General features: G+C 59.9%; 26 protein-coding genes. 15 read left to right on the top strand and 11 right to left on the bottom strand.

Going from position 1 to position 25,984, the window contains the following annotated elements:
- The first annotated feature begins 552 nt into the window (after positions 1 to 552).
- Genes clpS through hemF form a run of 4 tightly spaced genes read left to right on the top strand, consistent with a single transcriptional unit; the run spans position 553 to position 3,680 of the window.
- A complete protein-coding gene (gene clpS, locus ACGKZZ_RS08955) occupies positions 553 to 903 on the top strand; it encodes an ATP-dependent Clp protease adapter ClpS (protein WP_411223418.1) in 351 nt (116 codons plus the stop codon).
- A gap of 21 nt (positions 904 to 924) precedes the next feature.
- Complete coding sequence (locus ACGKZZ_RS08950; protein ID WP_411223204.1) at positions 925 to 1,938, top strand: class I SAM-dependent methyltransferase; 1,014 nt, start codon at positions 925 to 927, stop codon at positions 1,936 to 1,938.
- Positions 1,939 to 1,955: 17 nt separating this feature from the next.
- Complete coding sequence (locus ACGKZZ_RS08945; RefSeq protein ID WP_411223203.1) at positions 1,956 to 2,759, top strand: SDR family NAD(P)-dependent oxidoreductase; 804 nt, start codon at positions 1,956 to 1,958, stop codon at positions 2,757 to 2,759.
- A 27-nt stretch (positions 2,760 to 2,786) separates the two neighbouring features.
- Positions 2,787 to 3,680 carry an oxygen-dependent coproporphyrinogen oxidase gene (gene hemF, locus ACGKZZ_RS08940; RefSeq protein ID WP_411223202.1) on the top strand — a complete coding sequence of 298 codons (894 nt, stop codon included), beginning with the start codon at positions 2,787 to 2,789 and terminating at the stop codon, positions 3,678 to 3,680.
- Between the two features lie 15 nt (positions 3,681 to 3,695).
- On the opposite strand, the gene ACGKZZ_RS08935 is transcribed toward hemF, so the two are convergent.
- Positions 3,696 to 4,241 (bottom strand): pseudouridine synthase, encoded by a 546-nt coding sequence (locus tag ACGKZZ_RS08935; protein WP_411223201.1) that lies wholly within the window; start codon positions 4,239 to 4,241, stop codon positions 3,696 to 3,698.
- On the bottom strand, positions 4,238 to 4,699 hold the full coding sequence (locus ACGKZZ_RS08930) for a nucleoside deaminase (RefSeq protein ID WP_411223200.1): 462 nt from the start codon (positions 4,697 to 4,699) through the stop codon (positions 4,238 to 4,240). The genes ACGKZZ_RS08935 and ACGKZZ_RS08930 overlap by 4 nt, the downstream gene beginning before the upstream one ends.
- A gap of 63 nt (positions 4,700 to 4,762) precedes the next feature.
- Between ACGKZZ_RS08930 and ACGKZZ_RS08925 the strand changes: the two genes are divergently transcribed.
- The 8 genes from ACGKZZ_RS08925 (at position 4,763) to ACGKZZ_RS08890 (ending at position 12,299) form a co-directional block, all read left to right on the top strand.
- Positions 4,763 to 5,599, top strand: coding sequence for a pseudouridine synthase (locus ACGKZZ_RS08925; protein ID WP_411223199.1), 837 nt, complete (start codon positions 4,763 to 4,765; stop codon positions 5,597 to 5,599).
- Positions 5,600 to 5,652: 53 nt separating this feature from the next.
- Positions 5,653 to 5,850, top strand: a complete 198-nt coding sequence (locus ACGKZZ_RS08920; RefSeq protein WP_411223198.1) for a hypothetical protein — start codon at positions 5,653 to 5,655, stop codon at positions 5,848 to 5,850.
- Complete coding sequence (locus ACGKZZ_RS08915; RefSeq protein WP_411223197.1) at positions 5,847 to 6,701, top strand: hypothetical protein; 855 nt, start codon at positions 5,847 to 5,849, stop codon at positions 6,699 to 6,701. The genes ACGKZZ_RS08920 and ACGKZZ_RS08915 overlap by 4 nt, the downstream gene beginning before the upstream one ends.
- Before the next feature lie 176 nt (positions 6,702 to 6,877).
- The gene (locus tag ACGKZZ_RS08910; RefSeq protein ID WP_411223196.1) at positions 6,878 to 7,783 is read left to right on the top strand and encodes a 5-bromo-4-chloroindolyl phosphate hydrolysis family protein; all 906 of its coding nucleotides are present in this window, start codon (positions 6,878 to 6,880) and stop codon (positions 7,781 to 7,783) included.
- 26 nt (positions 7,784 to 7,809) lie between these two features.
- Complete coding sequence (locus tag ACGKZZ_RS08905; RefSeq protein ID WP_411223195.1) at positions 7,810 to 9,009, top strand: toxic anion resistance protein; 1,200 nt, start codon at positions 7,810 to 7,812, stop codon at positions 9,007 to 9,009.
- Positions 8,975 to 9,988 carry a DUF2927 domain-containing protein gene (locus ACGKZZ_RS08900; RefSeq protein ID WP_411223194.1) on the top strand — a complete coding sequence of 338 codons (1,014 nt, stop codon included), beginning with the start codon at positions 8,975 to 8,977 and terminating at the stop codon, positions 9,986 to 9,988. Before ACGKZZ_RS08905 ends, ACGKZZ_RS08900 begins: the two co-directional genes overlap by 35 nt.
- Before the next feature lie 17 nt (positions 9,989 to 10,005).
- Positions 10,006 to 11,133, top strand: a complete 1,128-nt coding sequence (locus tag ACGKZZ_RS08895; protein ID WP_411223193.1) for an SPFH domain-containing protein — start codon at positions 10,006 to 10,008, stop codon at positions 11,131 to 11,133.
- 23 nt (positions 11,134 to 11,156) lie between these two features.
- Positions 11,157 to 12,299: a primosomal protein N' (replication factor Y) - superfamily II helicase gene (locus ACGKZZ_RS08890; RefSeq protein ID WP_411223192.1), complete on the top strand. Its 1,143-nt coding sequence runs from the start codon at positions 11,157 to 11,159 to the stop codon at positions 12,297 to 12,299.
- 3 nt (positions 12,300 to 12,302) lie between these two features.
- On the opposite strand, the gene fnrL is transcribed toward ACGKZZ_RS08890, so the two are convergent.
- Positions 12,303 to 13,046: a transcriptional regulator FnrL gene (gene fnrL, locus ACGKZZ_RS08885; RefSeq protein ID WP_411223190.1), complete on the bottom strand. Its 744-nt coding sequence runs from the start codon at positions 13,044 to 13,046 to the stop codon at positions 12,303 to 12,305.
- A gap of 62 nt (positions 13,047 to 13,108) precedes the next feature.
- Here fnrL and hemN point away from each other — a divergent pair, with 62 nt between their 5' ends.
- The gene (gene hemN, locus ACGKZZ_RS08880; RefSeq protein ID WP_411223189.1) at positions 13,109 to 14,464 is read left to right on the top strand and encodes an oxygen-independent coproporphyrinogen III oxidase; all 1,356 of its coding nucleotides are present in this window, start codon (positions 13,109 to 13,111) and stop codon (positions 14,462 to 14,464) included.
- Here hemN and ACGKZZ_RS08875 read toward each other — a convergent pair.
- The 5 genes from ACGKZZ_RS08875 to ACGKZZ_RS08855 all read right to left on the bottom strand — a co-directional run bounded on the left by ACGKZZ_RS08875 (position 14,461) and on the right by ACGKZZ_RS08855 (position 20,991).
- Entirely contained in the window at positions 14,461 to 16,053 is a 1,593-nt protein-coding gene (locus ACGKZZ_RS08875; protein WP_411223188.1) for an ABC transporter ATP-binding protein, read from the bottom strand. The two genes, hemN and ACGKZZ_RS08875, sit on opposite strands and share 4 nt — an antisense overlap.
- The gene (locus ACGKZZ_RS08870; protein ID WP_411223416.1) at positions 16,050 to 17,159 is read right to left on the bottom strand and encodes an ABC transporter permease; all 1,110 of its coding nucleotides are present in this window, start codon (positions 17,157 to 17,159) and stop codon (positions 16,050 to 16,052) included. The genes ACGKZZ_RS08875 and ACGKZZ_RS08870 overlap by 4 nt, the downstream gene beginning before the upstream one ends.
- Before the next feature lie 74 nt (positions 17,160 to 17,233).
- Positions 17,234 to 18,385: a microcin C ABC transporter permease YejB gene (locus ACGKZZ_RS08865; RefSeq protein ID WP_411223187.1), complete on the bottom strand. Its 1,152-nt coding sequence runs from the start codon at positions 18,383 to 18,385 to the stop codon at positions 17,234 to 17,236.
- Position 18,386: 1 nt separating this feature from the next.
- A complete protein-coding gene (locus ACGKZZ_RS08860) occupies positions 18,387 to 20,285 on the bottom strand; it encodes an extracellular solute-binding protein (RefSeq protein WP_411223186.1) in 1,899 nt (632 codons plus the stop codon).
- 187 nt (positions 20,286 to 20,472) lie between these two features.
- Positions 20,473 to 20,991, bottom strand: a complete 519-nt coding sequence (locus ACGKZZ_RS08855; RefSeq protein WP_411223185.1) for a c-type cytochrome — start codon at positions 20,989 to 20,991, stop codon at positions 20,473 to 20,475.
- A 125-nt stretch (positions 20,992 to 21,116) separates the two neighbouring features.
- Here ACGKZZ_RS08855 and ACGKZZ_RS08850 point away from each other — a divergent pair, with 125 nt between their 5' ends.
- Both ACGKZZ_RS08850 and ACGKZZ_RS08845 read left to right on the top strand, forming a co-directional pair.
- Positions 21,117 to 21,950, top strand: a complete 834-nt coding sequence (locus tag ACGKZZ_RS08850) for a prephenate dehydratase (protein ID WP_411223184.1) — start codon at positions 21,117 to 21,119, stop codon at positions 21,948 to 21,950.
- A gap of 38 nt (positions 21,951 to 21,988) precedes the next feature.
- Positions 21,989 to 22,222 (top strand): hypothetical protein, encoded by a 234-nt coding sequence (locus ACGKZZ_RS08845; RefSeq protein WP_411223183.1) that lies wholly within the window; start codon positions 21,989 to 21,991, stop codon positions 22,220 to 22,222.
- A 32-nt stretch (positions 22,223 to 22,254) separates the two neighbouring features.
- On the opposite strand, the gene ACGKZZ_RS08840 is transcribed toward ACGKZZ_RS08845, so the two are convergent.
- The 3 genes from ACGKZZ_RS08840 to ileS are packed head-to-tail and all read right to left on the bottom strand — an operon-like array spanning position 22,255 to position 25,948.
- The gene (locus ACGKZZ_RS08840) at positions 22,255 to 22,707 is read right to left on the bottom strand and encodes a methylated-DNA--[protein]-cysteine S-methyltransferase (RefSeq protein WP_411223415.1); all 453 of its coding nucleotides are present in this window, start codon (positions 22,705 to 22,707) and stop codon (positions 22,255 to 22,257) included.
- 2 nt (positions 22,708 to 22,709) lie between these two features.
- Positions 22,710 to 22,925 (bottom strand): DUF3253 domain-containing protein, encoded by a 216-nt coding sequence (locus tag ACGKZZ_RS08835; RefSeq protein WP_411223414.1) that lies wholly within the window; start codon positions 22,923 to 22,925, stop codon positions 22,710 to 22,712.
- A gap of 32 nt (positions 22,926 to 22,957) precedes the next feature.
- Positions 22,958 to 25,948: an isoleucine--tRNA ligase gene (gene ileS, locus ACGKZZ_RS08830; protein WP_411223182.1), complete on the bottom strand. Its 2,991-nt coding sequence runs from the start codon at positions 25,946 to 25,948 to the stop codon at positions 22,958 to 22,960.
- Between the last annotated feature and the right edge of the window lie 36 nt (positions 25,949 to 25,984).

The following is a 25,984-nucleotide window of genomic DNA, read 5'->3' as shown; positions in this document are numbered from 1 at the left end:
CAAACCAGATTCCAGTGATTACATACAGGCCCACTCGGCCCGGCAATTTGCGCCGTCCCGTCACGATATCCGCCTCTTCTGCCTCGTGCCGCCGGATTTTTCCGGTCAGCTTTATTATTGCAAAAAAGCTAGCACATGAGCAGTGGTCGATAAAGTACTTATTTTTATACCTTTTCACACTGCCTTAGAGGTGGTGGGCGCAACATCTTGGGGCGTATCGCATTAATCTTACTAGTGGGGCCATTGTGGCAGGAATGTGGCGAAAACGGTCAGCGGAGTTTCGCGATGACAACGGCCAGCCGTTCCAGTCTTGCTGGCGCCTGCACCGTGGAAAGATGTCTGATTCTGGACGCTGAATTAAGCCGCAGCCCGCACACCGCAGATTTCGTTCGCAAAGCGCGTCTTGCAAGGGTCGCATCATTGCGCGTGAATTCGACTGTTTCGCACATTCGAGCCACATCCGCGGCGCGCGCCTCTTTTCTCGCTGTCAGGACAGGTTATATACAGGCCCAGACACAGGCATTCCAAGGCAGTCGCACACGCATGATCCGCATGTCCTCACAGTACGTTCAATCGCATCCACACGCTGGCCCTCCCTCTGACAAGGAGAACGATACCGGTGTGGTCGTTGAGACGCGCGCCAAGACGAAGCGACCGCCGCTCTATAAGGTGATGCTGCTCAACGACGATTATACGCCCATGGAGTTTGTGGTGCATGTTCTGGAGCGGTTCTTTGGCATGAACCACGCACAAGCCTTCGAGATCATGTTGACCGTGCATAAAAAGGGTCTTGCCGTCGTTGGCGTGTTCACGCACGAAATCGCTGAGACGAAAGTGGGGCAGGTGATGGATTTTGCCCGCCGTCATCAGCATCCGCTGCAATGTACGATGGAAAAGGAATAACCGGCTGGTCCGGTTCCTGTTATGGCTTCACCAAGATTGACCCACGCCGTCGAGGCCGCTGCGCTCGACATTGCCGATGATGCGCGCGTCGTGCTTCTGGAGCCCGATCCGGAAGCCGATTTCGGCGTGCTGGCAGAGAATGACGTGATCGTTCAGCAGAACTTCAAGCCCGCTTTCGACGCCTTTGCGTCCATGGGTATGGCGGTCGTCGAGAACGCAGAAGGACCGGCGGATATCGTGCATGTCACGTTGCCGCGCAGCCGCGAGCTCGCCCGCGGGTTGATTGCGCAAGCGGAACGCATCGCGCCGCAAGGGCTGGTGATTGTCGATGGCGCCAAGACTGACGGGATTGACGCGACGCTGAAGGCCGTCAAGGCGCGCGTCGATGTCGGGGGGCAAGTGTCCAAGGCGCATGGCCGGATCTTCTGGTTCACCTCCGGGTCGGCGTTTGCCGACTGGGCGTTGCCGCTGCCAGCGCCCGTGGTGGACGGCTGGATCACGCAACCCGGTGTTTTCTCGGCTGACGGGCCGGATGCCGGATCGCAAGCCTTGGTTGCAGCGCTTCCCAAAACGCTGAAGGGCAGGGGTGCCGATCTTGGCGGTGGATGGGGCTTCTTGACCGGACATTTGCTGAACCTGCCCGGTGTCGTGCATGTCGACCTTGTCGAGGCGGACAAGCGCGCGTTGGATTGTGCTGTGCAAAATGTGACCGATGATCGGGCCACGCTGCACTGGGCGGATGCGACCACATGGGGGGCGCCTGCAAGCCTTGACTGGGTTGTCACCAACCCACCGTTCCACACCAGCCGCACACCGGATGCGTCGCTTGGCCAGGCCTTCATCCGCTCGGCAGCGCGCCTTCTGAAACCCAAGGGACAGCTCGTGATGGTGGCCAACCGTCACCTCCCCTACGAGACAACACTGGCCGCGAGCTTTGTTCATGTGCAAGAACTGGACGGAGATTCGCGCTTTAAAATCCTGCACGCCGATCAGCCCAAATCGCCCGCACGGGCCGGGCGATCCTCTCGGCGCTGAAGAAGGCTTTCCGTTTCATGTCATTCTCCATCGAAGGCAAAACCGCAATCGTCACCGGTGCGGCAAACGGCGTCGGGCTGGCCATCGCGCGCCATTTCGTCAATCAGGGCGCGAACGTGATGTTCGCCGATATAGACGAGGCGCGGCTGTCGCATGAATGCGGCGCGATCACCGAAGACGAGGGCAACATCAGATATTTTGCCGGCGACCTTCGCGAACGTCTGACGCTGGCCAATCTTCTGTCCGCCACGATTGATGCCTTTGATCGTGTCGATATCCTGATCAATGGCAGCCGCCAGGTGTTGCCCTCCGATCCGCTTGATCTGGATGATGACAGCTTTGAGACACTGATGACGCAGAACGTCACCAACACCTACCGGCTGTCCCAGATGGTCGCCAAGCGCATGATCAAACAGGCCGCTGGCAAGGAAGAGGGGCAGGTGGGTGCAATTGTGAACCTGTCCTCCATTGCCGCGCGGCGAACCCAGCCTGAACTATTGTCCTACTCGGTCTCGACCGCCGCGCTGGATCAGTTGACCCGGTCCTTGGCGGTCGCGTTTGCGCAATACCGCATTCGGGTCAATTCCATCGCGCTGGGCTCCGTTATGTCGGCCAGTCTTAAGGATGCTTTGAAAAACAACGACGATTACCGAGAGGAAATCGAGGACAACACGCCGTTGGGCCGTATTGCGAGCCCAATGGAACTGGCCGAAGCGGTGCAATTTCTCGCGTCCGAAGGTGCTGGCTTTGTGACCGGGCAGATCATGACCATCGACGGCGGGCGCACATTGCTTGATCCGGTCGGCGCTCCGGCGCATTAAGCGAGCTGGACAAGTTTGGGCAGGAACATGACACAGTCGTTTGATACCGAAAAAGCGCGCGCCTCCACCTGGTTTCGTGATCTGCGCGATCAGATCGTGACAGCGTTCGAGGCTCTTGAAGACACGCAGACCGAAGGCCCACTCAGCGATTCGGCACCGGGCCGGTTCGAGGTGACCGAGACCAAGCGCACCTCCGAGGATGGCAGCGACGCAGGCGGCGGATTGATGAGCGTTCTGCGGGGTGGGCGCGTTTTCGAAAAGGTCGGTGTCAACGTCTCGACGGTGTACGGCACGTTGGGAGAACGCGCGCAGATGGCGATGGCGGCGCGCAAGGGTATCCCCGGCATGCAGGATGATCCGCGGTTCTGGGCCTCGGGAATCAGCCTTGTTGCGCATATGCAAAACCCCCACTGTCCGGCAGTGCACATGAACACACGGATGTTCTGGACTCCGCACGCGTGGTGGTTCGGAGGCGGGTCGGATCTGAACCCATGCATCGAATACGCCGAGGACACGGCGCATTTTCACGACACACAGAAAGCCCATCTCGATCCGCACGGCACCGCGCATTACCCGCGCCTGAAAGAGTGGGCCGACACCTATTTCTATATCCCTCACCGCAAACGCGCGCGCGGTGTCGGAGGGATTTTCATGGATGACCAGAACACCGGTGATTGGGAGGCGGATTTTGCCCTGACCCAGGACATCGGCCGCGCGTTTCTGCCGGCGTTCCTGCCGCTGGTGGAAAAACGGCGCGTGCAGGAGTGGACCGATGCCGACAAGGACGCGCAACTGGTTCATCGCGGTCTTTATGCCGAATACAACCTTGTCTACGACCGCGGGACGAAATTCGGTCTGGAAACCGGCCATGATGCCAACGCGGTGCTCATGAGTTTGCCGCCAATGGCAAAGTGGGTCTGATCGGCAGGCAATATCTTAGGCGTCGCGCCAAGTCCCCGGCGCGATCCCGTCCAGCGACCAGTCGCCGACCGACCACCGCACCAACCGCAGGCAGGGCAATCCCACATGCGCCGTCATCCGGCGCACCTGCCGGTTGCGGCCTTCGGTGATGGTCAGCTTGATCCACGCGTCCGGTACGGATTTGCGATAACGCACGGGCGGCGTTCGCGGCCATAGGTCAGGGGGGGCGATCAACGCGACCTCAGCCGGACGTGTGTGGCCGTCCTTCAGCGTCACGCCGCCGCGCAACTTCGCCAGTTGGTCGTGCGTCGGCACACCCTCGACCTGCGCGAGGTACGTCTTGGGGGAGCGGAACTTCGGGTCGCTGATCCGCGCCTGTAGCTTGCCGTTGTCTGTCAGAACCAACAAGCCTTCGCTATCCCGATCCAGCCGCCCGGCAGGGTACACGCCGGGCACGTCGATGAACTCGGACAGCGTCCGCCGCGTGGTGCCTTGGGTGCCCTTGTCGGTGAACTGCGACAGCACATCGTACGGTTTGTTGAAGAGCAGGATTCGCGTCATTCAGTCCCCGTTCGCTTGCCAGCGAAAAACGCCTTCAAGAGCGCTTCTGCTTCGATCGCGTTCACACCTTCGTAGACTTCGGGGAAATGATGGCATTGGGGGTGCGAAAACACCCGCGCTCCGTGCGCGACGCCGCCGGACTTGGCGTCGCTTGCGCCGTAATAAAGCCGCCGGATGCGCGCGTTCGCAATGGCACCGGCGCACATCGCACAGGGCTCCAGCGTCACGTAGAGATCGTGTCCGATAAGCCGCTCACTCCCAAGCGCCTCACACGCGGCGCGGATCGCTAAAATCTCGGCATGGGCGGTGGGATCGTTCATCTCGCGCGTCCGGTTCCCGGCGGATGCGACAACACGGCCGGCAGGCGAGACGATCACCGCCCCAACCGGCACCTCGCCGCGATCGGCGGCGGCGCGCGCTTCCTCGAGGGCCAGAGACATATGCGATCGAAACACCATCCGCCCCTCATAGACGGCGCATTCAGCTTTCCCAAGCCTCTGATTTCGACTAAGCCGCTTGGCATGACACAGAACACGCCTCCCGGTGATCGCATCGCCAAAGTCATCGCGCGCGCCGGTCTTGCCAGCCGACGCGACGCCGAAAAGATGATTCTGGCCGGGCGCGTTTCGGTGAATGGCAAGAAGATCGACAGCGCCGCTCTGAACGTGACGGCAGACGACAAGATCGTCGTCGATGGCAAACCCGTCGGGGCACCGGACGAGCCGCGCATCTGGCTTTACCATAAACCCACGGGTCTGGTCACGACGACACGCGACGAGCAAGGGCGCCCGACGATCTTTGACGAACTGCCCCCTGAGCTGCCTCGGGTGATGAGTGTGGGGCGTCTTGATCTTAACTCCGAAGGGCTTTTGCTGCTCACGAATGACGGCGGGATCAAGCGCAAGCTTGAACTGCCGTCAACGGGATGGCTGCGCAAATACCGCGCGCGGGTGAAGGGTCAGCCGACCGAGGCCGCGCTTGAGCCGTTGCGCAAGGGCATCGTGATCGACGGCGAAAAGTTTCAAGAAATGACGGTCACGATAGACCGCCAGCAAGGCGCGAATGCTTGGCTGACGCTTGGTTTGCGCGAAGGCAAGAACCGCGAGGTGCGGCGCGCTCTGGCCGCCGTCGGTCTGACTGTGAATCGTCTGATCCGGGTGTCGTACGGTCCGTTCCAGCTTGGACAGCTCAAAGCCGGCAAGGTTGAAGAACTGCGCCGCAAGATCGTACGCGATCAATTGGGACTGGACGCAGAGATGGAAAGCAAGCCGGGCAAACCCGCCGCCAAGGGCTCAAAACCCAGGCCAAAGACCGTTCAGCGCACGTCCCGCCCCGTGAAAGCCAAGCGGACTCCCTGATCTTTCCCCGTTAACGCCCACTTTCCGCCCGGTTTCATCGCGACCTTGGCGGCATGATATTAACGTTTCTGACTTCCACGATTCTCGTCATCTCGGTGCTTCTGGTTCTTTCGAACCTTGGCACGGTGGCGGAAGACACGGCCAAGGCGCTTCGCGGAGCGCTGGTGCGCCTGCGGATGCATCGTGGCTTGCCGTCATTTGTGGCGTTCGGAGTCTTGTGGGTCACGATTTTCGGATTGGGATTGCTATGATGGACGCGCAGAACCCCTCATTTGTCGATTTCGAAACAAGCGCTGCTTTGGGCAACTCTGTGCCGGTCGATAACGTGCCTGTCGGGTTCATGGTTCTGGCAACCTGTCCGCTGATCCTGTGGTTGCTTGACGGAACGGTCGCCGGCTTTGCCTCGGCTCTGGTGATAATCGCGGTGTTTGCGCTGGGATTGGTGTTCTTGTCTGTCGGACAGAAGAACCACCTTGCGTACACGTCCGCCGAAGTTGCCGCGCGCCCGAAAATCCCGTTCAAACTGATCGGAAGCGCGATCGTGGCTGTTGTCGTCGGTCTGTTGGCCGGGGCGAAAATCGGGATGCCGGCGCTTCCATTGCTGATCGGTTGCGCGACCTTCATCCTGTGTCTCGTTTCATTCGGCCTCGATCCGATGCGGGACAAGGGAATGGACAACCCGGCTGTCCGTTTGCGTCTTGCCAATCAGGAACTCTACCGCACGTTCGATGCCCGCTTCGAGAGATTGTTGATGAATCTGAGCGTGTTGGGCGACGATGATCTGTCTGAACGCACCCGCATCGTGGCCGACACGGTCATGGGGCTGCTTGGCACCATTGATTTTGAAACCAGCACCTTGCTCAAGGTTGCACCGCCGCTGGCCAAGCTGTTGGCCAAGATGGAAGCCGAAGCGGATGATGTCATCGACAGCTACGGCCAGGGTTTCACTCGCTTTCAGCGCCGCAGATACCACCTCAAAATGCAGGCTTTGTCTGACGCGTTCGAGGCGCGGGCCCGCCGCAGCGGCATCGCCCAAGGGCGCGACAGCTTCGAGCTTCAGACAAATCTCCTGTTTGATCGGATGCACCGTAACCGCAAGTGATGTTCGGACTTGCGCTGACTTCCCCCTAGTAAGCCCCACCCACTTACCTTAAGTTTCTCGCAACACGTGGGAAAGGGGTTTTCATGTCCGGTGCCGGCTTGCAGCGTATCAGCTATGCGTTGCTCCTTGTGATCCTGTTCGGTGTCACCAGCGGTTTGCTGGGAGGGATGTAGACTATGGCGCAACGCTATGGTGGCAAATACAGCCCCGAAGACACACCCCGTTCGGAGTCGTCAGAGCAGGCACCCAGAGGCTTCAAGGGTGCAACCGTCGATCCGGTGGGGGCGCGCTCGAATGTTCTGTTCGTTCCGCCCGTTATCCTTGCCTTCACCTCGATAAGCGACGGCGCGGTTGGCATGGCGCTTGGGCTGATCGGGGCCGCGATGCTGCTTTTGGGCGCATGGCTGTTGCGCGGCGGGTTGACGGCCGAAGCGGCCTATAATGCGCGCAAGGTGGCCCGCCGACCGGGATTCCCGCGCAAGATCGGTGCGGCCGTTCTGGCAGGGCTGGGTGTTGCCATCGCGGCATATTCCAACGAACCCGGCGTGATTGCTCCGGTGATTTTCGGCGTTGCCGCAACCGCGCTCCATATCGGCGCGTTCGGTGTCGACCCGATGCGCGACAAGGGGATGGAGGGCATTGACACGTTTCAACAGGATCGCGTCGCCCGCGCCATCGACGAGGCCGAGCAGCATCTGACCGCGATGCGCGACGCGATCAAGCGCGCCGGAGACCGGCGTTTGATTTCCCGTGTCGAACAGTTCGAGACAACCGCGCGCGACCTGTTCCGAACCGTCGAGGAGGACCCGCGCGATCTGACAAGTGCGAGAAAATACCTTGTCGTCTACTTGCTGGGTGCCCGCGACGCGACGATCAAGTTCGCCGATGTCTTTGCCCGCACCCGCGATGTTCAGGCCCGGGCGGATTACGAGGCGCTTCTCGATGATCTGGAAAAGAACTTTGCCGCCCGTACCCGAAAGATGCTGCTTGATGACCGCTCCGACCTGACCGTTGAAATCGAGGTGTTGCGGGATCGTTTGCAACGCGAGGGCGTTCATGTAGAGCGCAAGACAGAATTATAGATCAAACAAGTTTGAGAGGGTCATCCATGTCCGAAACAGTCCGCGCCAAAGCCCAGGATACGCTGGCAATGGTCGATGAGGTGAACGCCGTCATTCTGCCAGAGCCCAAGGATGCCAATGCCGTCATTCCCCTGTCCGAGGCGGATCCGGTTCTGGGGGAAGAAATCCGCTCTCGCATGGCCGAGATCGATATGACCGATACGCAGTCGATTGTGTCCTTCGGCTCGAACGCTCAGGCCGAGTTGCAGGAAATCTCTCAAGCCATGCTCGCCGATGTGCGCAACAAGGATGTCGGCCCCGCCGGAGACAGCCTGCGTGGGATCGTCAGCACCATACGCGGCTTCTCGGTGTCCGAGCTTGATGTGCGGCGTGAACGGTCGTGGTGGGAAAAGCTGATCGGTCGTGCCGCACCCTTTGCCAAGTTCACCGCGAAATTCGAAGAGGTGCAGGGCCAGATCGACCGGATTACCGATGATCTGCTCAAGCATGAGCACACGCTCTTGAAAGACATCAAGTCGCTTGACCTGCTTTATGACAAGACGCTGCAATTTTACGATGAACTGGCGCTTTACATCGCCGCAGGCGAGGAGAAGATCAAGGAAATCGACAAGACCGACATTCCCGCCAAGGACTCCGAGGTTCAGGGCGCGCCCGAGAACGAACAGGTGATGCTGGCGCAGGAATTGCGCGATCTGCGCGCCGCGCGTGACGATCTGGAGCGCCGGGTGCATGATCTCAAGCTGACGCGTCAGGTCACCATGCAATCGCTGCCCTCGATCCGGCTGGTGCAGGAAAACGACAAGTCGCTTGTCACCAAGATCAACTCCACGCTGGTCAACACCGTACCCCTTTGGGAAACCCAACTGGCGCAGGCCGTGACCATCCAGCGCTCGGCCGAAGCCGCAGCGGCGGTGCGTGATGCCAATGACCTGACCAACGAGCTTCTGACCTCCAACGCCAAGAACCTGCGCGACAGCAACAAGCTGATCCGGGAGGAAATGGAGCGCGGCGTGTTCGATATCGAAGCGGTCAAGCAGGCAAATGCCGATCTGATCGGCACGATTCAGGAAAGCCTGCAAATCGCCGACGAGGGCAAGGCCCGTCGGGCGGCGGCTGAAGAGGACCTCAAGAAGATGGAAGCGGATCTGCGTGACACTCTGGCCTCGGCCAAGGCCCGCAAGGACGGGGTCGGTGACACTGCCGGCCGTTCTGTTCCGAAAGCCTGACATCGTGCAACGGCGGTGGGCTCAAATTTTCTGGTCATGCGTGACGGTCGCGGTCCTCGCGGGATGCGACCCGTCGCTGACCGGAGATGCGCCCGCCGGCATCAAGCCGCAGGCGCGCCCCGACCGCCCGCCAGCCGCCAAACCCATGCCAGAGCCTCCCACGCCCTCGAATGCCGCGATCGAGCTTGAACGCTATTATGCGCGGGTCGAAGAAGACCTGCTTGCGCGCGGTCTGCTACGCACCGATGGCGGTGGGGTCGATACACCCTTTACCGAAGCGATGCTGGCCCGCAATTTCGAACGCATCGCGTTGGCTGAGGAATACACGCGGGGGGCCGGATTGCAGCCGTCAAGCGGTGCTTTGGGCGAGATCAAGAAATGGACGATTCCGGTGCGGATCGGTGTGACCTTCGGCACCAGCGTTTCCGAAGCCGATCGCGCCACCGATACCAAGACGCTCGCGTCCTACACCCGTCGCCTTGCGCGGGTTTCGGGCCACCCGATTGCGTTCGTGTCCACAAATCCGAACTTCCACGTTCTGGTGATGGGAGAAGACGACAAGGACGAGTTGCGGCAAACGCTCAATCAGATCGCCCCCGGGATGGAGCCGTCAAGTCGTGCGATCTTTGCCAATCTTCCACGCTCGATCCATTGTCTTGTGGTCGCATTCGCGGATTCCTCGACAGGCAATGACTATCGTCAGGCCGTTGCGCTGGTGCGCGCGGAACATCCGCCGTTGACCCGCAAGGCCTGCTTTCACGAAGAGTTGGCCCAGGGACTTGGCCTTGCCAATGACGACCAGAACGCGCGTCCGTCGATCTTCAATGACGACGAGGAATTTGCGTTGTTGACGACACATGACGAGATGCTGCTCAAAATCCTCTATGATCCACGCCTGACACCCGGAATGACCGCCATTCAAGCCCGCCCGATCATCCGGCGCCTCGCGCTCGAGGCGACAGGGGGCGGCTCAAGCTGACTTAACGGAGACCACAGATGGCAATTTTCGACTTTCTCAGCGGTCAGTTCATCGACGTTATCGAATGGACCGACAACACCCGCGACACAATGGTCTGGCGGTTCGAACGCGAAGGGCACGAGATCAAGTACGGCGCGAAACTGACGGTGCGCGAAGGGCAGGCGGCGGTGTTTGTGCATGAGGGCCAGCTGGCGGATGTGTTCACGCCGGGGCTTTATATGCTTGAAACCAACAACATGCCGATCATGACCAGTTTGCAGCACTGGGATCACGGCTTCCGCTCGCCCTTCAAATCCGAGATTTACTACGTCAACACCACCCGCTTTCAGGATCTGAAATGGGGAACCAAGAACCCGATCATCTGCCGCGATCCCGAATTCGGGCCGGTGCGACTGCGCGCCTTTGGCACCTATTCGGTGCGGGTGACCGATCCGGCCAAGTTCCTTGTCGAGATCGTCGGAACCGACGGTGAATTCACCATGGACGAGATCAGCTTCCAGATCCGCAACATCATCGTGCAGGAGTTTTCCCGCACCATTGCGCGCTCTGGTATCCCGGTGCTCGACATGGCTGCCAACACCCGCGAACTCGGGCAGCTTCTGGCCAAGGAGATTGCACCGACACTTGGCGATTTCGGCTTGGAACTGCCCGCGCTCTACATCGAGAACATCTCGCTCCCGCCTGCCGTGGAAGCGGTTCTGGACAAGCGGTCCTCAATGGGCGTGATCGGCAACCTGAACGAATACATGCAGTTTCAGGCCGCCGAAGCTTTGGGACAGGAGGGTGCCGGGGCGGGTGCCATTCAGGCCGGTCTGGGGGCCGGGCTCGGAATGCAGATCGGTCATGCTGCGGCGCAGAGCACCGGCCCTTGGGGAGCGACCCACCAGGTGCAAGGTGCCGCGCCTGTGTCGCGCCAGGTGCCGCCGCCTCCGCCTCCTGTGGAGCATGTCTGGCACGTAGCGGAGAACGGCAAAACCAAGGGACCGTTCTCAAAGGCCGCGCTCGGGCGGATGGCGAGTGACGGCAATCTGACACGCGAAAGCTTTGTCTGGACGCAGGGACAGGATGGCTGGATGAAGGCTGAAGACGTGCGGGAACTGGCGCAGTTGTTCACCGTACTTCCGCCGCCACCACCGGGCGGCTGACCCGCGCCGGCGGATTCGAGTATATGGAAAGAGAAGAAGCGGGGGCGGAACCTTTGTCTGAGGCACGGCTGAGCAAACCGGTGGATGAACACCGGTTTCCGTGTGATAATTGCGGGGCGGATTTCCGGTTTGATCCGGCGCGCGGCATGCTGCTCTGTGACCATTGCGGCAACACCGAGTTGATCGCTGGCGCCGGGCCCTGGGGCGACCCGGGGGTGCATGAGATCGCGTTCGACACCGCGATTGCAAATCGCCTGCCCGAGCAGGACATGGAAGAGACCCGCGTGTCGCGTTGCCCCAATTGCGCCGCGCAGGTCGAGTTTGATCCCGGCGTCCATGCAGCGGAATGTCCGTTTTGCGCGACGCCGGTCGTTGCGGACACGGGCATAAACCGACACATCAAACCCAAGGGATTGTTGCCATTTGCGCTGGACGAAGCGCAGGCGCGCAATGCGATGACCTCGTGGTTGGGAAAGCTCTGGTTCGCGCCGAATGGCTTGAAGGACTATGCGCGCAAAGGGCGCAAGATGACCGGCATCTACGTGCCGTACTGGACGTTCGATGCCGATACCGCATCTTCCTATCGAGGCGAGCGGGGCACGGTTTATTATGAAACCCGCCGCGTCCACCGCAATGGCAAGACCCAGACCGTACGCGTTGCCAAAGTGCGCTGGCAGGCAGCCTCTGGCCGTGTGGCGCGCTTTTTCGACGATGTACTGGTGCTGGCATCTACATCCCTGCCCAAGCGCTACACCGATGCGTTGGAGCCGTGGGATTTGTCGGAAATGGAGCCGTATCACCCGGAGTACCTGGCGGGTTTTCGGGCCGAAGCCTATAATATCGAACTGAAAGAAGGGTTTGTCGAAGCGCGCGGCTACATGGACCGGGTCATCACCCGCGACGTCAAATTCGACATCGGTGGTGACCGGCAGCGTATTCACAACGTCGAAACGCGGGTCGCGGATGTGACGTTCAAACACGTTCTGCTGCCTGTGTGGCTGGCAGCGTACAAATATCGCGGCAAAAGCTATCGTTTCGTCGTCAATGGACGCACCGGCGCGGTGCAGGGGGAACGGCCCTGGTCGACATGGAAGATCGCCATTGCCGTTGTTCTGGGCCTGATCCTCGCCGCCGCGATGGGATTCGTAGCGGCGATGAACCAGTAAAACCTAGACCAGCATTCCGCCGTCAGTGTCGTCCCCGGCCTCTTCCAGAAGCGCGGTCATATCGGGCACCGTGATGTGGCGTTTGCCTTCTAGCGTGATGATCCCGTCTTTCTTGAGCGCCGAGACCTGCCGCGATACCGTCTCGAGCGTCAGGCCAAGGTAATCCGCCATTGCCTCGCGGGTCAGGGGTAAATCGAAGGTCACCGGCCCCATCAGCCCGCCAAGGTTGAGCGTGGCATCGCGCCGCGCGATGATCGACAAGAGCGACGCGATCTTTTCACGCGCGGTCTTGCGACCAAGCACCAGCATCCATTCGCGAGCCGCATCGAGTTCATCGAGAGTCATCTGAAGCAGGCGCTGTGCGACGTGAGGTGTGTGCTCCATCAGATCCTCGAACGGAGCCTTGCGGAAACAGCACATCACCACGTCGGTCGTCGCCACGACGTCATACGCCGCCGCGTCGCGTCCCGGACGGCCGACAAAATCGCTTGGCAGCAACAGGCCGACCATCTGCGTGCGACCGTCCTCCATGGTCTGCGTCAACGTCGCGATACCGGACACAACCGAGCCCACGAAATCCATCCGGTCACCCGACCAGATCACAGTCTGGCCAGCTTCGAACCGGCGATAATATTTTATGTCCTCCAGTCGATCCAGTTCATCCGTATCGCATTTCGCGCAAACCGCGCGGTGACGTATCGGGCAATCATGGCAATCCTGGGTGACAGACAGATTGATGTGGTTCACGGTATTTTCCGTTCTTGATCTGAGTCAATGCTGCTCCGCCGCAACGCCAATAACGTAGTCACATGGCAAGCAGAACACAACTTTCCCGGCTGGGACTTTTCGACGCGAAGGTACCTCGTTATACGAGCTACCCGACGTCGCCACATTTCAAAAATGATGTGACGCCCGATGATTTCCAGAGCTGGATACAGGCAATCCCGGAGAATTCCGAGATTTCGCTTTATCTGCACGTTCCCTTCTGCCGGCGCTTGTGCTGGTTTTGCGCATGTCGCACGCAGGGCACGTCAAGCGATGCACCTGTTACAGCCTATGTCGAGACGCTGAAAGACGAGCTGGCGCTGCTCAAGCGGCATCTGCCGCGCGGTGTGCGCCTGTCCCGGCTGCATTGGGGGGGCGGAACGCCCACGCTGATGTCTGCTGATCATATGCGCGATCTGTCCGAGACTGTGCGGGAAGTGGCCGATTTCGCCGAAAATTACGAATTCTCGGTCGAGATTGATCCCAATGAAATCGACGCCTCGCGTCTTGATGCGTTGTTCGCAAGTGGCATGAACCGCGCCTCGATCGGCGTTCAGGATTTCGACCCGGAGATCCAGAAGACCATCGGTCGCGATCAAAGCTTTGAAATCACCAAGCAAGCGGTCGACATGATTCGCGAGCGCGGCATTCAAAGTCTCAATGCGGATATTCTGTATGGGTTGCCCCATCAGACGAAGGAAAAGATCGTCGATTCGGTGCAAAAGCTGCTGTCGCTGTCACCGGATCGCGTCGCGCTTTACGGTTACGCGCATGTGCCGTGGATGGCGAAACGCCAGCAACTGATCCCGTCCGACGCGTTGCCGCGGCCCGACGATCGCCTTGACCTGTTCGAAGCGGCGCGCAAACTGTTCGTCTGGGATAATTACGAAGAGATCGGCATTGACCACTTTGCTACCAAAGACGACGGACTGTCAGTCGCGGCCCGCAACGGTACGCTGCGGCGCAACTTCCAGGGCTATACCGACGACCCGGCCGACGTGCTGGTCGGGCTTGGCGCATCGTCGATTTCTCGTTTCCCGCAAGGCTATGCACAGAATGCGCCGGCAACATCCGTCTACACCAAGGCAATCCGTGCCCACGCGTTCGCGACGGTTCGCGGCCACAGCTTTACCGCGCAGGACAAATTGCGCGGGCGCATGATCGAAATGCTGATGTGCGATTTCCGGGTGCGAACAGAAGAGCTTGTGCGCGATTTCGACACCACCGAGGGCGAGTTGCAGGACATCTTCAACCGGATCAATTCCGAGTTCGAAAACCTACTCGTCGTCGAAGAAAACGGCCTGTTCGTGCCTCAGAAGGTTCGGCCGCTCACACGGCTGATCGCTCGCGGCTTTGACGCATACGAATTATCGTCGGCAGGGCACAGTTCGGCGATCTAACTGGCAAGGTCGAACGCGGCGGCCATCAGAGTCTTGGTATAATCTGTCGACGGGGCGTCAAACACCTCGTCGGCGCTGCCGTATTCAACAACATCGCCAGCCTTCATCACGATGACCTTATGCGCCATCGCGCGCACGACCTTGAGGTCATGGCTGATAAACAGGTAAGCGAGATCATATTTACGCTGCAACTCGCGCAACAGGTTCACGATCTGCACCTGAACCGTCATGTCGAGCGCCGACGTCGGCTCATCCAGCACCACCAGCTTTGGGCGCAACACCATCGCGCGAGCGATCGCGATGCGTTGGCGCTGGCCGCCGGAAAATTCGTGCGGGTAGCGGTGCATCGTTGCCGGATCAAGGCCAACCTCCACCATCACCTCGGTCACCACCTCCAGCTTGGAGCGTCCGTCCGGTACGCCGTGCACGCCGAGACCTTCGGCAACGATCTGCTCGCAGGTCATGCGCGGACTGAGCGACCCGAACGGATCCTGAAACACGATCTGCATCTCACTGCGCAGGCGTCGCAACTGCCGTGTCGACCAGCCGCGCACATCCTGTCCGCGATAGGTAATGCCGCCTTCTGACTGGATCAATCGCATGATCGCCAGCGCCAATGTTGTCTTGCCTGACCCGGATTCGCCCACGATACCCATGGTTTCGCCGGCCCGTACAGCAATCGACGCGTCGTTGACGGCCTTCACATAGCCGACCGTGCGCTTCATGAAGCCCTTCTGGATCGGGAACCATATCTTGAGGTTGTCGGTCCGCGCGATCTCCTCGGCATCCTCCTTGACAGCGATAGGGGAGCCGGTGGATTCCGCGCTGAGCAGCATCTGGGTATAGGGGTGTTGCGGATTGGTGAAGATCTCTGCCGTCGGCCCGGTTTCGACGATCTGGCCGCCCTTCATCACGCAGACCCTGTCTGCAATCTTGCGCACGATGCTAAGGTCGTGAGTGATGAACAAAAGGCTCATATCCTCGGCCTCTTTCAGATCGGCAAGCAGCGCGAGGATTTGCGCCTGGATGGTCACATCAAGTGCCGTTGTCGGCTCGTCCGCGATCAACAATTCAGGGCCGTTGGCAAGCGCCATAGCGATCATCACACGTTGTCTTTGCCCGCCCGATAATTGGTGCGGATAAGCGCCTAGCCGTGATTCCGCGTCGCGGATTCCAACCTTGTTGAGCAATTCGATGATCCGCTCCCGCGCGGCCGTGCCGGTCAATCCCTGATGCAAGGCCAGCGACTCGGCCAGTTGTTTTTCCAGCGTGTGTAGCGGGTTGAGAGAGGTCATCGGTTCCTGGAAGATGAAACTGATATCGTTGCCCCGAATGCGCCGCAACTGCGCGTCATCGGCGCCGACCATTTCCTCGCCATTGTAAAGTACGGACCCCTCGACAATCGCGGAGTCACCCAGCAGCGACACCGTGGAGAGCGCCGTCACCGATTTTCCCGAACCGGACTCGCCCACCAGCGCCACCGTCTCTCCGCGCTCAATGGCAAAGGACACTCCGCCCACGGCTTGGACAATCTGACCGTCCTGTCGAAACCCCACGCTCAGATCGTTGATTTCAAGGATGTGGCTCATGTGAAGGTCTTTCTGGGATCAAACGCATCGCGCACGCCCTCGAAGATTAATACCAGAAGCGACAGCATCAAGGCGAACACGAAGAACGCCGTAAAGCCGAGCCACGGCGCCTGTAGATTCTGCTTCGCCTGCAAGGTCAGTTCGCCGAGCGATGGAGATGAGGACGGAAGGCCGAAGCCGAGGAAATCCAGCCCCGCCAAAGTGCTGATCGTGCCGGTGACGATGAACGGCAACATTGTCAGCGTCGCCACCATCGCGTTAGGCAGCATGTGGCGGAACATGATCGTTGTGTTGGACACGCCAAGCGCCTTGGCCGCGCGCACATATTCAAGGTTTCGTGCGCGCAGGAATTCCGCCCGAACCACGCCGACCAAAGCCGTCCAGCCGAACAGGACGGTGAGAAAGACAAGTAACCAAAAGCTGCGCCCCAGGATCGCGAACAGGATGATGATGATGTAAAGCGAGGGGGTCGAGGACCAAATTTCGATGATACGCTGGAAAATCAGATCGAGCCAGCCGCCGAAATATCCCTGCAACGCTCCCGCGACGATCCCTACAGCGCTTGCCAGCACGGTCACGATCAGCGTGAACAGGATCGACAGGCGGAAGCCGTAGATCACGCGCGCCATCACATCGCGCTTGGTGTCGTCGGTGCCCAGCCAGTTCTGTTCGTTCGGCGGCAGGGGGGCCGCACCGGGCCGGTCGACCGGCGTTTGATAATCATAGGGAATGGGTGGCCACAATGCCCAACCCTTCTGGAAATCTCCGTCCGGAGCAATGCCGCTATCGACCTGTTCGATCAGCCCCTCGGGGTCATCAAAACAGGCCTCCAGCCCGCCGGTCGCGATCAGGCATTTGACCTCGGGGTCGCGATAGGCGGCTTCGGTTCGAAAGTCGCCGCCGAATTCGGTCTCTGCATAGAAGTTGAAGATCGGGGTATAATAGTCGCCGCGATATTGCACCAGGATCGGCTTGTCGTTGGCGATGAACTCGGCAAACAGCGACGCTCCAAACAAGACGCAAAAGATGATCAGAGACCACAAGGCCCGCCGGTTGCGCTTGAAATTGTTCCACCGCCGCTGGTTCAGCGGAGCCAGAGTGAAGATGCTCCGTTTGGGTGCCACCGGCACCGCCGCGCTTGGCTCTGTCACGATGTTGCGGTCTGGTTGCGTGTCCACGGTCAACCCTCCCGCTTTTCAAAATCGATGCGCGGATCGACCAGCACATACATCAGGTCCGACAGAATACCGACGACAAGACCGATCAGTCCAAACACGAACAGCGTGCCGAAGATCACCGGGTAGTCCCGCGCCACTGCCGCTTCAAAGCCAAGTCGCCCCAATCCGTCGAGCGAGAAGATCGTCTCGATGATCAGCGAACCGGAGAAGAACACGCCGATGAAGACAGCCGGAAATCCGGCGATCACGATCAACATGGCGTTGCGAAAGACATGCCCGTAAAGCACTTTGCGTTCCGCCAGACCCTTGGCCCGTGCGGTGATGACGTATTGTTTCTTGATCTCGTCCAGAAAGCTGTTCTTGGTCAACAGCGTCAGGGTTGCAAAGGCCGCAATGGTCGACGCCAGAACCGGAAGCGTGATGTGCCAGAAATAATCCGCGATCTTGCCAAGCAGGGACAACTGGTCGAAATTGTCAGAGGTCAGGCCCCGCAGCGGGAAAATCTGATAATACGACCCCCCGGCAAAAAGAACCAACAACAGGATCGCAAACAGAAACCCCGGTATCGCGTACGCCACGATGATCCCGGCCGATGTCCATGTATCGAACGCCGTGCCATCCTTCACCGCCTTGCGAATGCCCAGCGGGATCGACACCAGATAGGCGATCACCGTGGACCAGAGCCCCAGGGAAATCGACACCGGCATCTTTTCCAGCACCAATTCCATCACTCCGATGGAGCGGAAATAGCTGTCTCCGAAATCAAGGCGCATATAGTTCCACATCATGATGCCGAAGCGTTCGATGATGCCGATCGTCTCTTTCTCGCAGGCGGGGTTCGCCAGATCGGGGGTGCCGGTAAACCCGTCCTCGCAAACGACGCGGGCAAATCCGAATTCGATCTCGAGCTGTTCAAGAAACTCCGGCGGCAGGCCGCGGCTGCCGGCATAGGCCTCGCTCTCGTCAGCCGCGGCAACGCCGGCGTCACCCGACCCGGCAAACCCCTCGAACACATCGCCTTCGCCTTCGAACTGGGCGATATACTGCTCAATCGGGCCACCCGGCACAAACTGGGTCAACCCGAAGTTCAGGATCATGATCCCCAGCAAGGTGGGGATGATCAGCAGCAGGCGTCGAAGGACATAGGCACCCATATCAGTTGAGCGCGCCGCTTGCTCTCAACGCCGCCGCCTTGTCCTCATTGACCCACCACAGGTCGAGATAGCCCAGATCATAAGGCGGTAGGGCCTTTGGAAATTCGTACATGTCATAGGCGGCAACCCAGTGATCGGCGATATATCCGGTCGGCACGATAAAGAACTCGTGGCGCAACGCCCGATCCAGCGCCATCAGGGCGACATCGGTCTCTTCTTGCGAGCTTGCGGTGAAGGATGCCTCGAGGATCGCATCCACCAACGGGCTGGCCAAACCGGCAGGGTTGAACAGGCTGAATTCAGCCTCTTTCGAGCCATACATCTGGGTCAAGCCGCCACCCGTGGACAGAAACGAACCATAGCGGGTCGAATACAGCATATCGTAATCGCGGTCACGACGCCGGTTGGTGTATTGCGACGGATCGACCTTTTCCAGATTCACCATGATGCCAAGCTGCTCTAGGTTCTGGGCATAGGTTTCGTGCATCGCATCGACGGAATCCTGAATGTTCGTCGGGTAAAGCATCGTGATCTCAAGCGGCTGACCTTGGTCATTGCGCCGTATTCCGTCGTCTCCAACGGTCCAGCCGGCGTCATTAAGCAGCGCAGACGCCTTGCGCATGTTGCCACGATCGCTCAACCGCGATCCGTCCGAACTGTGAAACATGCGCACAGGGTCCGAGATCACTTCGGGCGGCACGATGTCGCCCAATGCTTCAAAGAACTCGAGTTCGGCTCCGGTCGGGACATCCTTCGCCTCGATTGGCGTGCCTTCCACGAAAGACGCGCGCGGAGAGTATAGTCCGAACAAGAGCGACTCGTTCGTCCATTCAAAGTTGAATGCGAGCGAGATCGCTTCACGCACCCGGCGATCCGAAAACTGTGGTTTGGCCAGATTGAACACGAACCCGGTGGGATTGGGAGGCGAGCCGTCTGGAAGCTCGTATTTCACAATCGCTCCGCTTTGAATCTTGGGAAAATCATATCCGCTCGCCCACAGTTTCGGGTCGCTCTCGACGCGTATCGTGTATTCACCCGATTTGAAGGCTTCAAAGGATGCCGTCTGATCCGAGAAATACTCGATTCGGATGGTATCGTAGTTGTGGCGGCCCTTGTTGAACGGCACGTCCTTGCCCCAGTAATCATCGCGCCGCTTGTAGACGATACGGCGATTGATATCGTAGCTGTCAAGCTTGTACGGCCCCGATCCGACCGCCACCTCGAGGCGCGGCTCGTCCAGTCGTCGGCTCTCGTCGGCCTCGAACCACGCCTTGGAGAAGATCGGTGTGTTGCCGACCGTTTCGATCCGGCTGCGCTTGGACAGCGCGGGGTCGAAGGTGAACTTGACCGTGTGCTCGTCCAACGCTTCGGCGCCCGTCACCATGCGTCCGACGGCTTGGGCATAAGAGGGCAGGCCCTGTTCGACGAAAAGGCGATGGCTGTAAACCACGTCCTCGGCGGTGACCGGTGTGCCGTCCCAGAAGGTCGCTTCGGGACGCATGTGAAAGATCACCCAATCGCGGCTTTCAGGGTATTCGAGTGTATGCGCGACCACGCCGTAATACTGCCCCACCGCGTCAACCGAGGCTTCGATCAGGCTGTCGTACTGGATTGAGGTCAAGGCGCCGGAGCTGCCCTTGCGCGAGTAGGGATTGAGGCTGTCGAACGTGCCGGACGCACCAAGCGCGATCTCCCCGCCTTTCGGGGCGTCGGGATTGACGTAATCCAGATGGGTGTAATCAGCAGGATAATCGAGGTTGCCGAAATACGAATACCCATGCGCCGTGACGACTTCTTCGTGGCTCTCGGCTGCGACATGCTGTGCGCCGAGCGCCATTCCGATCGCAAGCAATCCCCCGATCGACCATGTGCGTAACGTCGCTGTCCCGTTCTGTCTCATGCGTGCACCCCTTTGACTGCGCTTTTGCAGCATACTGTTGGCCCCAAGCTAATGAGCGTTTGAACGCAGATTCAAGGCGAGATTTCTGGATTGCCGGTCAAACCGGCGCCGTTCAACGAAAACGTGACAAGACAAAGCCGCCACCCCGTCGGGCAGCGGCTTTGATCCGTTCCGAAACGCGGCGGATTTACTCGCTGAAGGTCTCCAGATAGGAAATCAGGTTGACCCGATCTTCAGCCTTGTTGAGGCCGGCAAAGCTCATCGAGGTGCCGGGTGCATAGCCCCGCGGGTTTTCAAGAAATCCGTTCAGGTGCTCGGGTGTCCAGACGTCCACCACTTCCGACAGCGCACCGGAGTAGTTGAACCCGTCGGCCGCACCGACATCGCGCCCGACCACGTTGTAAAGATACGGACCAGAGGAGTTCGCGCCTTGCTCGAGCTTGTGACAGGCGCGGCACTTGCCGAACACCTTCTCGCCCTTGGCGGCATCCGCAGACGCCAGGAGCGTCTCGAAATCCGCCTCCGCTTCCGGTTCGCCCGAAGCTTCCTCGTCCTCACCGGTTTCGATTATGTAGACCGCAACTTCTTCGCCGTGCGCGCCGCCCACGTGATAAAGCGACGTTGCCGCCCAGTTGCCCAGAAGAAAAACGAGCAGCGCTCCGCAAAGAGCGCCGACGGCTTTCGTTAAGGTCATTGTGTCAAACATCGTGTGCGTATCCGTCCACTAATTTCGTATACATATGGCGCGGGTATCTATTGCGTCCCCTCGTGCAAGGCAAGATATAGAAACCGCGACCAAAACGCCCGCCGGGCCAGATTGCCGGAGATCGCATGACACAGACCATCGCTTTTCAGGGTGAACTTGGTGCCTATTCGCACGAAGCCTGCCGCAATGCCCGCCCCGATATGCAGCCCTTGCCGTGCCGAACCTTCGAAGACGTGATCGACGCGGTCAAGTCCGGCCAGGCCGATCTGGCGATGCTGCCGGTCGAGAATACGATCTACGGACGCGTTGCCGACATTCATCGGCTGCTTCCGAAAAGCGGCCTGAAAATTGTCGACGAGGCGTTTGTGCGGGTGCACATCAACCTGCTTGGCGTGCCCGGTGCCAAGCTGGAAGACGTGCGCGAGGCCCATTCCCATATCGTGCTTTTGCCCCAATGCGCCGGGTTTTTGGCTGAGCACGGCATCAGGGGGCGGGTCAATGCCGACAACGCCCGCGCGGCGCGCGAAATCTCCGAACGGGGTGACAAGCACGCCGCTGCACTGGCCAGCGAGCTGGCGGGCGAGATTTACGGCCTCGACGTGCTGGCACGCCATATCGAGGACACCGACAGCAACACCACCCGCTTCTTGCTCATGGCGCGAAAAGGCGACGATACCCGCCGCGGTGATCACGGCATGATGACCACCTTCGTGTTCCAGGTCCGCAACATTCCGGCGGCGCTTTACAAGGGGATGGGCGGGTTCGCGACCAATGGCGTGAACATGACCAAGCTGGAATCATACATGGTCGACGGCTCTTTCACCGCAACGCAGTTCTACGCCGATATCGAAGGCCACCCCGACGATCCGGCAGTCGCGCGGGCGTTAGAAGAACTAGACTATTTCACCGACATGCTGAACATCCTCGGGACGTATCCGAGAGATCCGCGCAGGGACTGACCAAAGGTCGCCAGTGTCAGGAAAGAGGAGCCGAGACAGTGGAAAAAAGAAAACTCACCACGCTTTTCGAGGTTTCGGGCTCTGTCCTTGCGATGGTTTATGCGCTCTTGATCGCGTCGAATACCGGCAATGAAATCATCGGGTTTAGCCTGCTGTTTATCTCTGCCAGCCTCTTTTCGGCCTGGGCGGTGATCGACAAGCGTTGGACGTTCCTGCTGCTGCAAGCCTTCTACGCCACATCCGCTGTCATCGGGTTGGTTCGTTGGGCGTGACTGAAACTTGAGGCAGTGTGCCATTGCGCAGCTCAGATCAATAATCCCGCCGCGCCTTCGTGCTTCAGCAACGCCACCTTGGTCTCGATTCCGCCAGCGCCGGAATAACCCCCAAGGCTGGTGGCACCCAGAACCCGGTGGCAGGGAATGAGAATGGCCACCGGATTGCCGCCGCAGGCTTGCCCTACCGCCTGTGCCGGAACCCCCAACCGATCCGCAAGATCGCCATAGGTTCGCGTCTCGCCAAAGGGAATTTCGGACATCGCGGCGCAGACCGACTGTTGAAAATCCGACACATGGAGGTCGAACGGCAGATCGAATTCCTGTTGGTCGCCTGCGAAATAAGACTCGAGTTGAGCCATCGCGCGCAAGAGGATGGGCGTCCTGTCCTTCCTGCCCGCGCGCCACTCCAGAGCATTGATGCCAATGTCGCTGGCCAGCACGGTCAGTGGCCCGAAGGGTGACACGACGCGGTGCTCGAACATCTTCACGGGATCAAACCCAAACGGATTGGCCCGGACGCGGTTTCGGCGTCCACGATCTTCCCCTTTTGTGTGGCTTGCAAGGGCAGGGAGCCGGCCAGCCGCCTGATCTCGGGCATCAGGGGCCGCCAATCCTGCGCAAGCTGGCGCGCCGCCTCGGACGGACAGAATGTCTTGCCCGGCCCTCGCTCGCGCGCCAGCGCCATCAGAGCCCCGGCGATTGCGTCGTCGCCGGGGATATCTGTTTTGGCGTTCAGCTCAACGCCTCGTCGCAGCGTTTGCAGGTTCCGGGGTGCTTATGCGTGCCCACATCCGGCAGGATCTTCCAGCAGCGCTGGCATTTCTCGCCGTCGGCTTTCTCGAACACGACACCCACGCCGTCGATTTCCGGCATCCGAAACGCTTCGGCGGGTGTCGGATCGCCGGTCAGGCGAATATCCGACGTGATGCACAGATCATCGAAATTCACCGATTTCAGAGCCTGAAGCGTCTCAGGATCGCGCACATGCACCACCGGAGCGGCCTCAAGCGACGCGCCGATCACCTTGTCCGTGCGCTGCACTTCGAGCGCGGCCGTCACCGCACGCCGCGCGCGCCGGATCTTGGCCCATTTTGCGGCGAGCGCGTCGTCGCGCCATGTGTCGGGTGTGTCGGGGAAATCCTGCAAATGGATCGAGCTATCCGCACCGGGGAAACGGTCGAGCCAGACATCCTCCATCGTGAAGACCAGCACCGGAGCCAGCCAGGCCGTCAGGCGATGGAACAGGATGTCCATGACTGTACGCGCCGCGCGCCGCCGGCCTGTGTCGCCGTCGCAATAAAGCGCGTCCTTGCGCACGTCGAAATAGAAGGCCGACAGTTCCACGGTGCAGAAATTGAACAATTGCTGAAACACGCCCTGAAAATCATAGGCATTGTATCCGTCGCGAACGACCTTATCCAGCTCGGCCACACGATGCAGCACATAGCGTTCAAGTTCCGGCATCTCCGAAACCTCCACGCGATCCGCTTCGCTGAAATGGCTGAGCGCGCCCAGCATGAACCGCATGGTGTTGCGCAAACGGCGATAGCTGTCGGCGACGCCTTTCAGGATTTCCGGCCCGATCCGCTGGTCATTGGTGAAATCGACCTGCGCCACCCAAAGCCGCAGCACATCCGCGCCGTATTGCTTGACCACTGCATCCGGCACGATGGTGTTGCCCAGCGACTTGGACATCTTGTTGCCCTTCTCGTCGAGCGTGAAGCCATGCGTCAGCACCCCACGATAGGGCGCGCGGCCCATCGTGCCGCAGGCCTGAAGCATCGAGGAATGGAACCAGCCGCGATGCTGGTCGGTGCCTTCGAGGTAGAGATCCGCCAACCCGTCTTCGGACCCGTCTTCGCGGTCGCGCAGAACGAAGGCATGGGTCGAACCGGAATCAAACCACACATCAAGGATGTCGAACACCTGTTCCCATTCGTCGGCGTTATAGTCCGCGCCAAGGAACCGCTCTTTCGCGCCCGGCTTGTACCACGCATCCGCGCCCTCGGACTCGAACGCCTCCAGCACGCGGGCATTCACCGTGTCGTCGCGCAACAGGTAGTCGTCATCCGTCGGCAGGGCGCCCTTGCGCACGAAACAGGTCAACGGAACTCCCCAGGCCCGCTGACGCGACAGCACCCAGTCGGGGCGCGCTTCGATCATCGAATAAAGCCGGTTGCGGCCCGTTTTGGGCGTCCACGTCACCAACTCGTCGATCGAGGTCAGCGCCCGTTCGCGGATGGTTTTGCCGTAGGTGTCCTGACCGTCACCAACCGCGCGGTCGATTGCGGCGAACCATTGCGGTGTGTTGCGATAGATCACCGGTGCCTTGGAGCGCCAGCTATGGGGATAGCTATGCTTGATCTTGCCGCGCGCCATCAGGCCGCCCACTTCGACCAGCTTGTTGATGATCGCGGTGTTGGCGTCGCCCTCCTTGCCGTTGGGCTTGAGAATCTTCGTGCCACCGAAAAACGGCAGATCGGCGCGGAAAGAGCCGTCATCAAGCACGTTATACGTGATGACCTGCTCCAGCATCCCAAGATCGCGGTAAAGCTCGTATTCCTCCATCCCGTGACTGGGCGCGCAATGGACAAACCCGGTGCCCTCTTCGTCGGTAACGAAATCGGCGGCGCGGAAATCGCGCAGATCATCCCATTCGCCGCCGGAGCCTTCGGCCCCGTGCAGCGGGTGCGCCAGCGTCATGCCGCCAAGCTGCGCCTGCGAAACACTGCGAACGCGGCGATACTGACCGTCTTCAAGCCGCGCGCGTGCAAAGGTCTGCGCTGCCAGCTTGTCGGCCAGGATATAGCGTTCACCCGTGCTGACCCAGCTTTCCTCGGGCGTTCCGGTCACTTCGTAAAGCCCGTAGTCGAAATCGGGGCCGTAGACGACCGCCTTGTTCGACGGGATGGTCCACGGTGTCGTTGTCCAGATCACCACGTAGGCGCCCTTGAGATCGTCATAGGCGTTGGCAACCGCTTCCGCCACGGCCTCGCGATCCTCGTCCGTGGCCTCTTCGTCCGACAACTCCACATCCGGCAGATCAAAGCTCGCCACGCGAAACTTCACCCAGACCGTGAAACTTTCCTTGTCGTGATACTCGACCTCGGCCTCTGCCAGTGCTGTTTTCTCGATCGGAGACCACATCACCGGCTTGGAGCCCTGATAAAGTGTGCCGTTCATCAGGAATGTCTGAAATTCCTCCGCGATGATCCGCTCGGCGCGGAAATCCATCGTGAGGTAGGGTTTTTCCCACTTTCCGGTCACACCCAACCGCTTGAACTCGTCGCGCTGGATATCGATCCAGCCGTCGGCGAATTCGCGGCACTCCTGCCGGAACTCGACGATATCGACGGCGTCCTTGTTCTTGCCCTTGGCGCGGTACTTTTCCTCGATCTTCCATTCGATCGGCAGACCGTGACAATCCCAGCCAGGGATGTAGCGCGCGTCGCGCCCCATCATCTGCTGGGAACGCACCACCATATCCTTGAGGATCTTGTTGAGCGCGTGGCCGATATGCAGGTGACCGTTGGCGTAAGGGGGGCCATCGTGCAGCGTAAAGGGCTTGCGCCCCTGTGCCTTGTCCCGCAGGCGGTCATAGACGCCGATTTTTTCCCATTTCTCAAGCCACTCGGGTTCGCGCTTGGGCAAGCCAGCGCGCATTGGAAAATCGGTTTTCGGCAGGTTCAGCGTGTCTTTGTAGTCAGGTGTCTCGGCGCACATTTGGGGCGTCCTCGAAAATCGGATCAGGGGATATGA

It is taken from the genome of Marivita sp. S2033 (assembly GCF_046592965.1).
In the GTDB taxonomy this organism is placed as follows: Bacteria; Pseudomonadota; Alphaproteobacteria; order Rhodobacterales; family Rhodobacteraceae; genus Marivita.
This window is presented reverse-complemented; position numbering and strand designations above follow the sequence as displayed.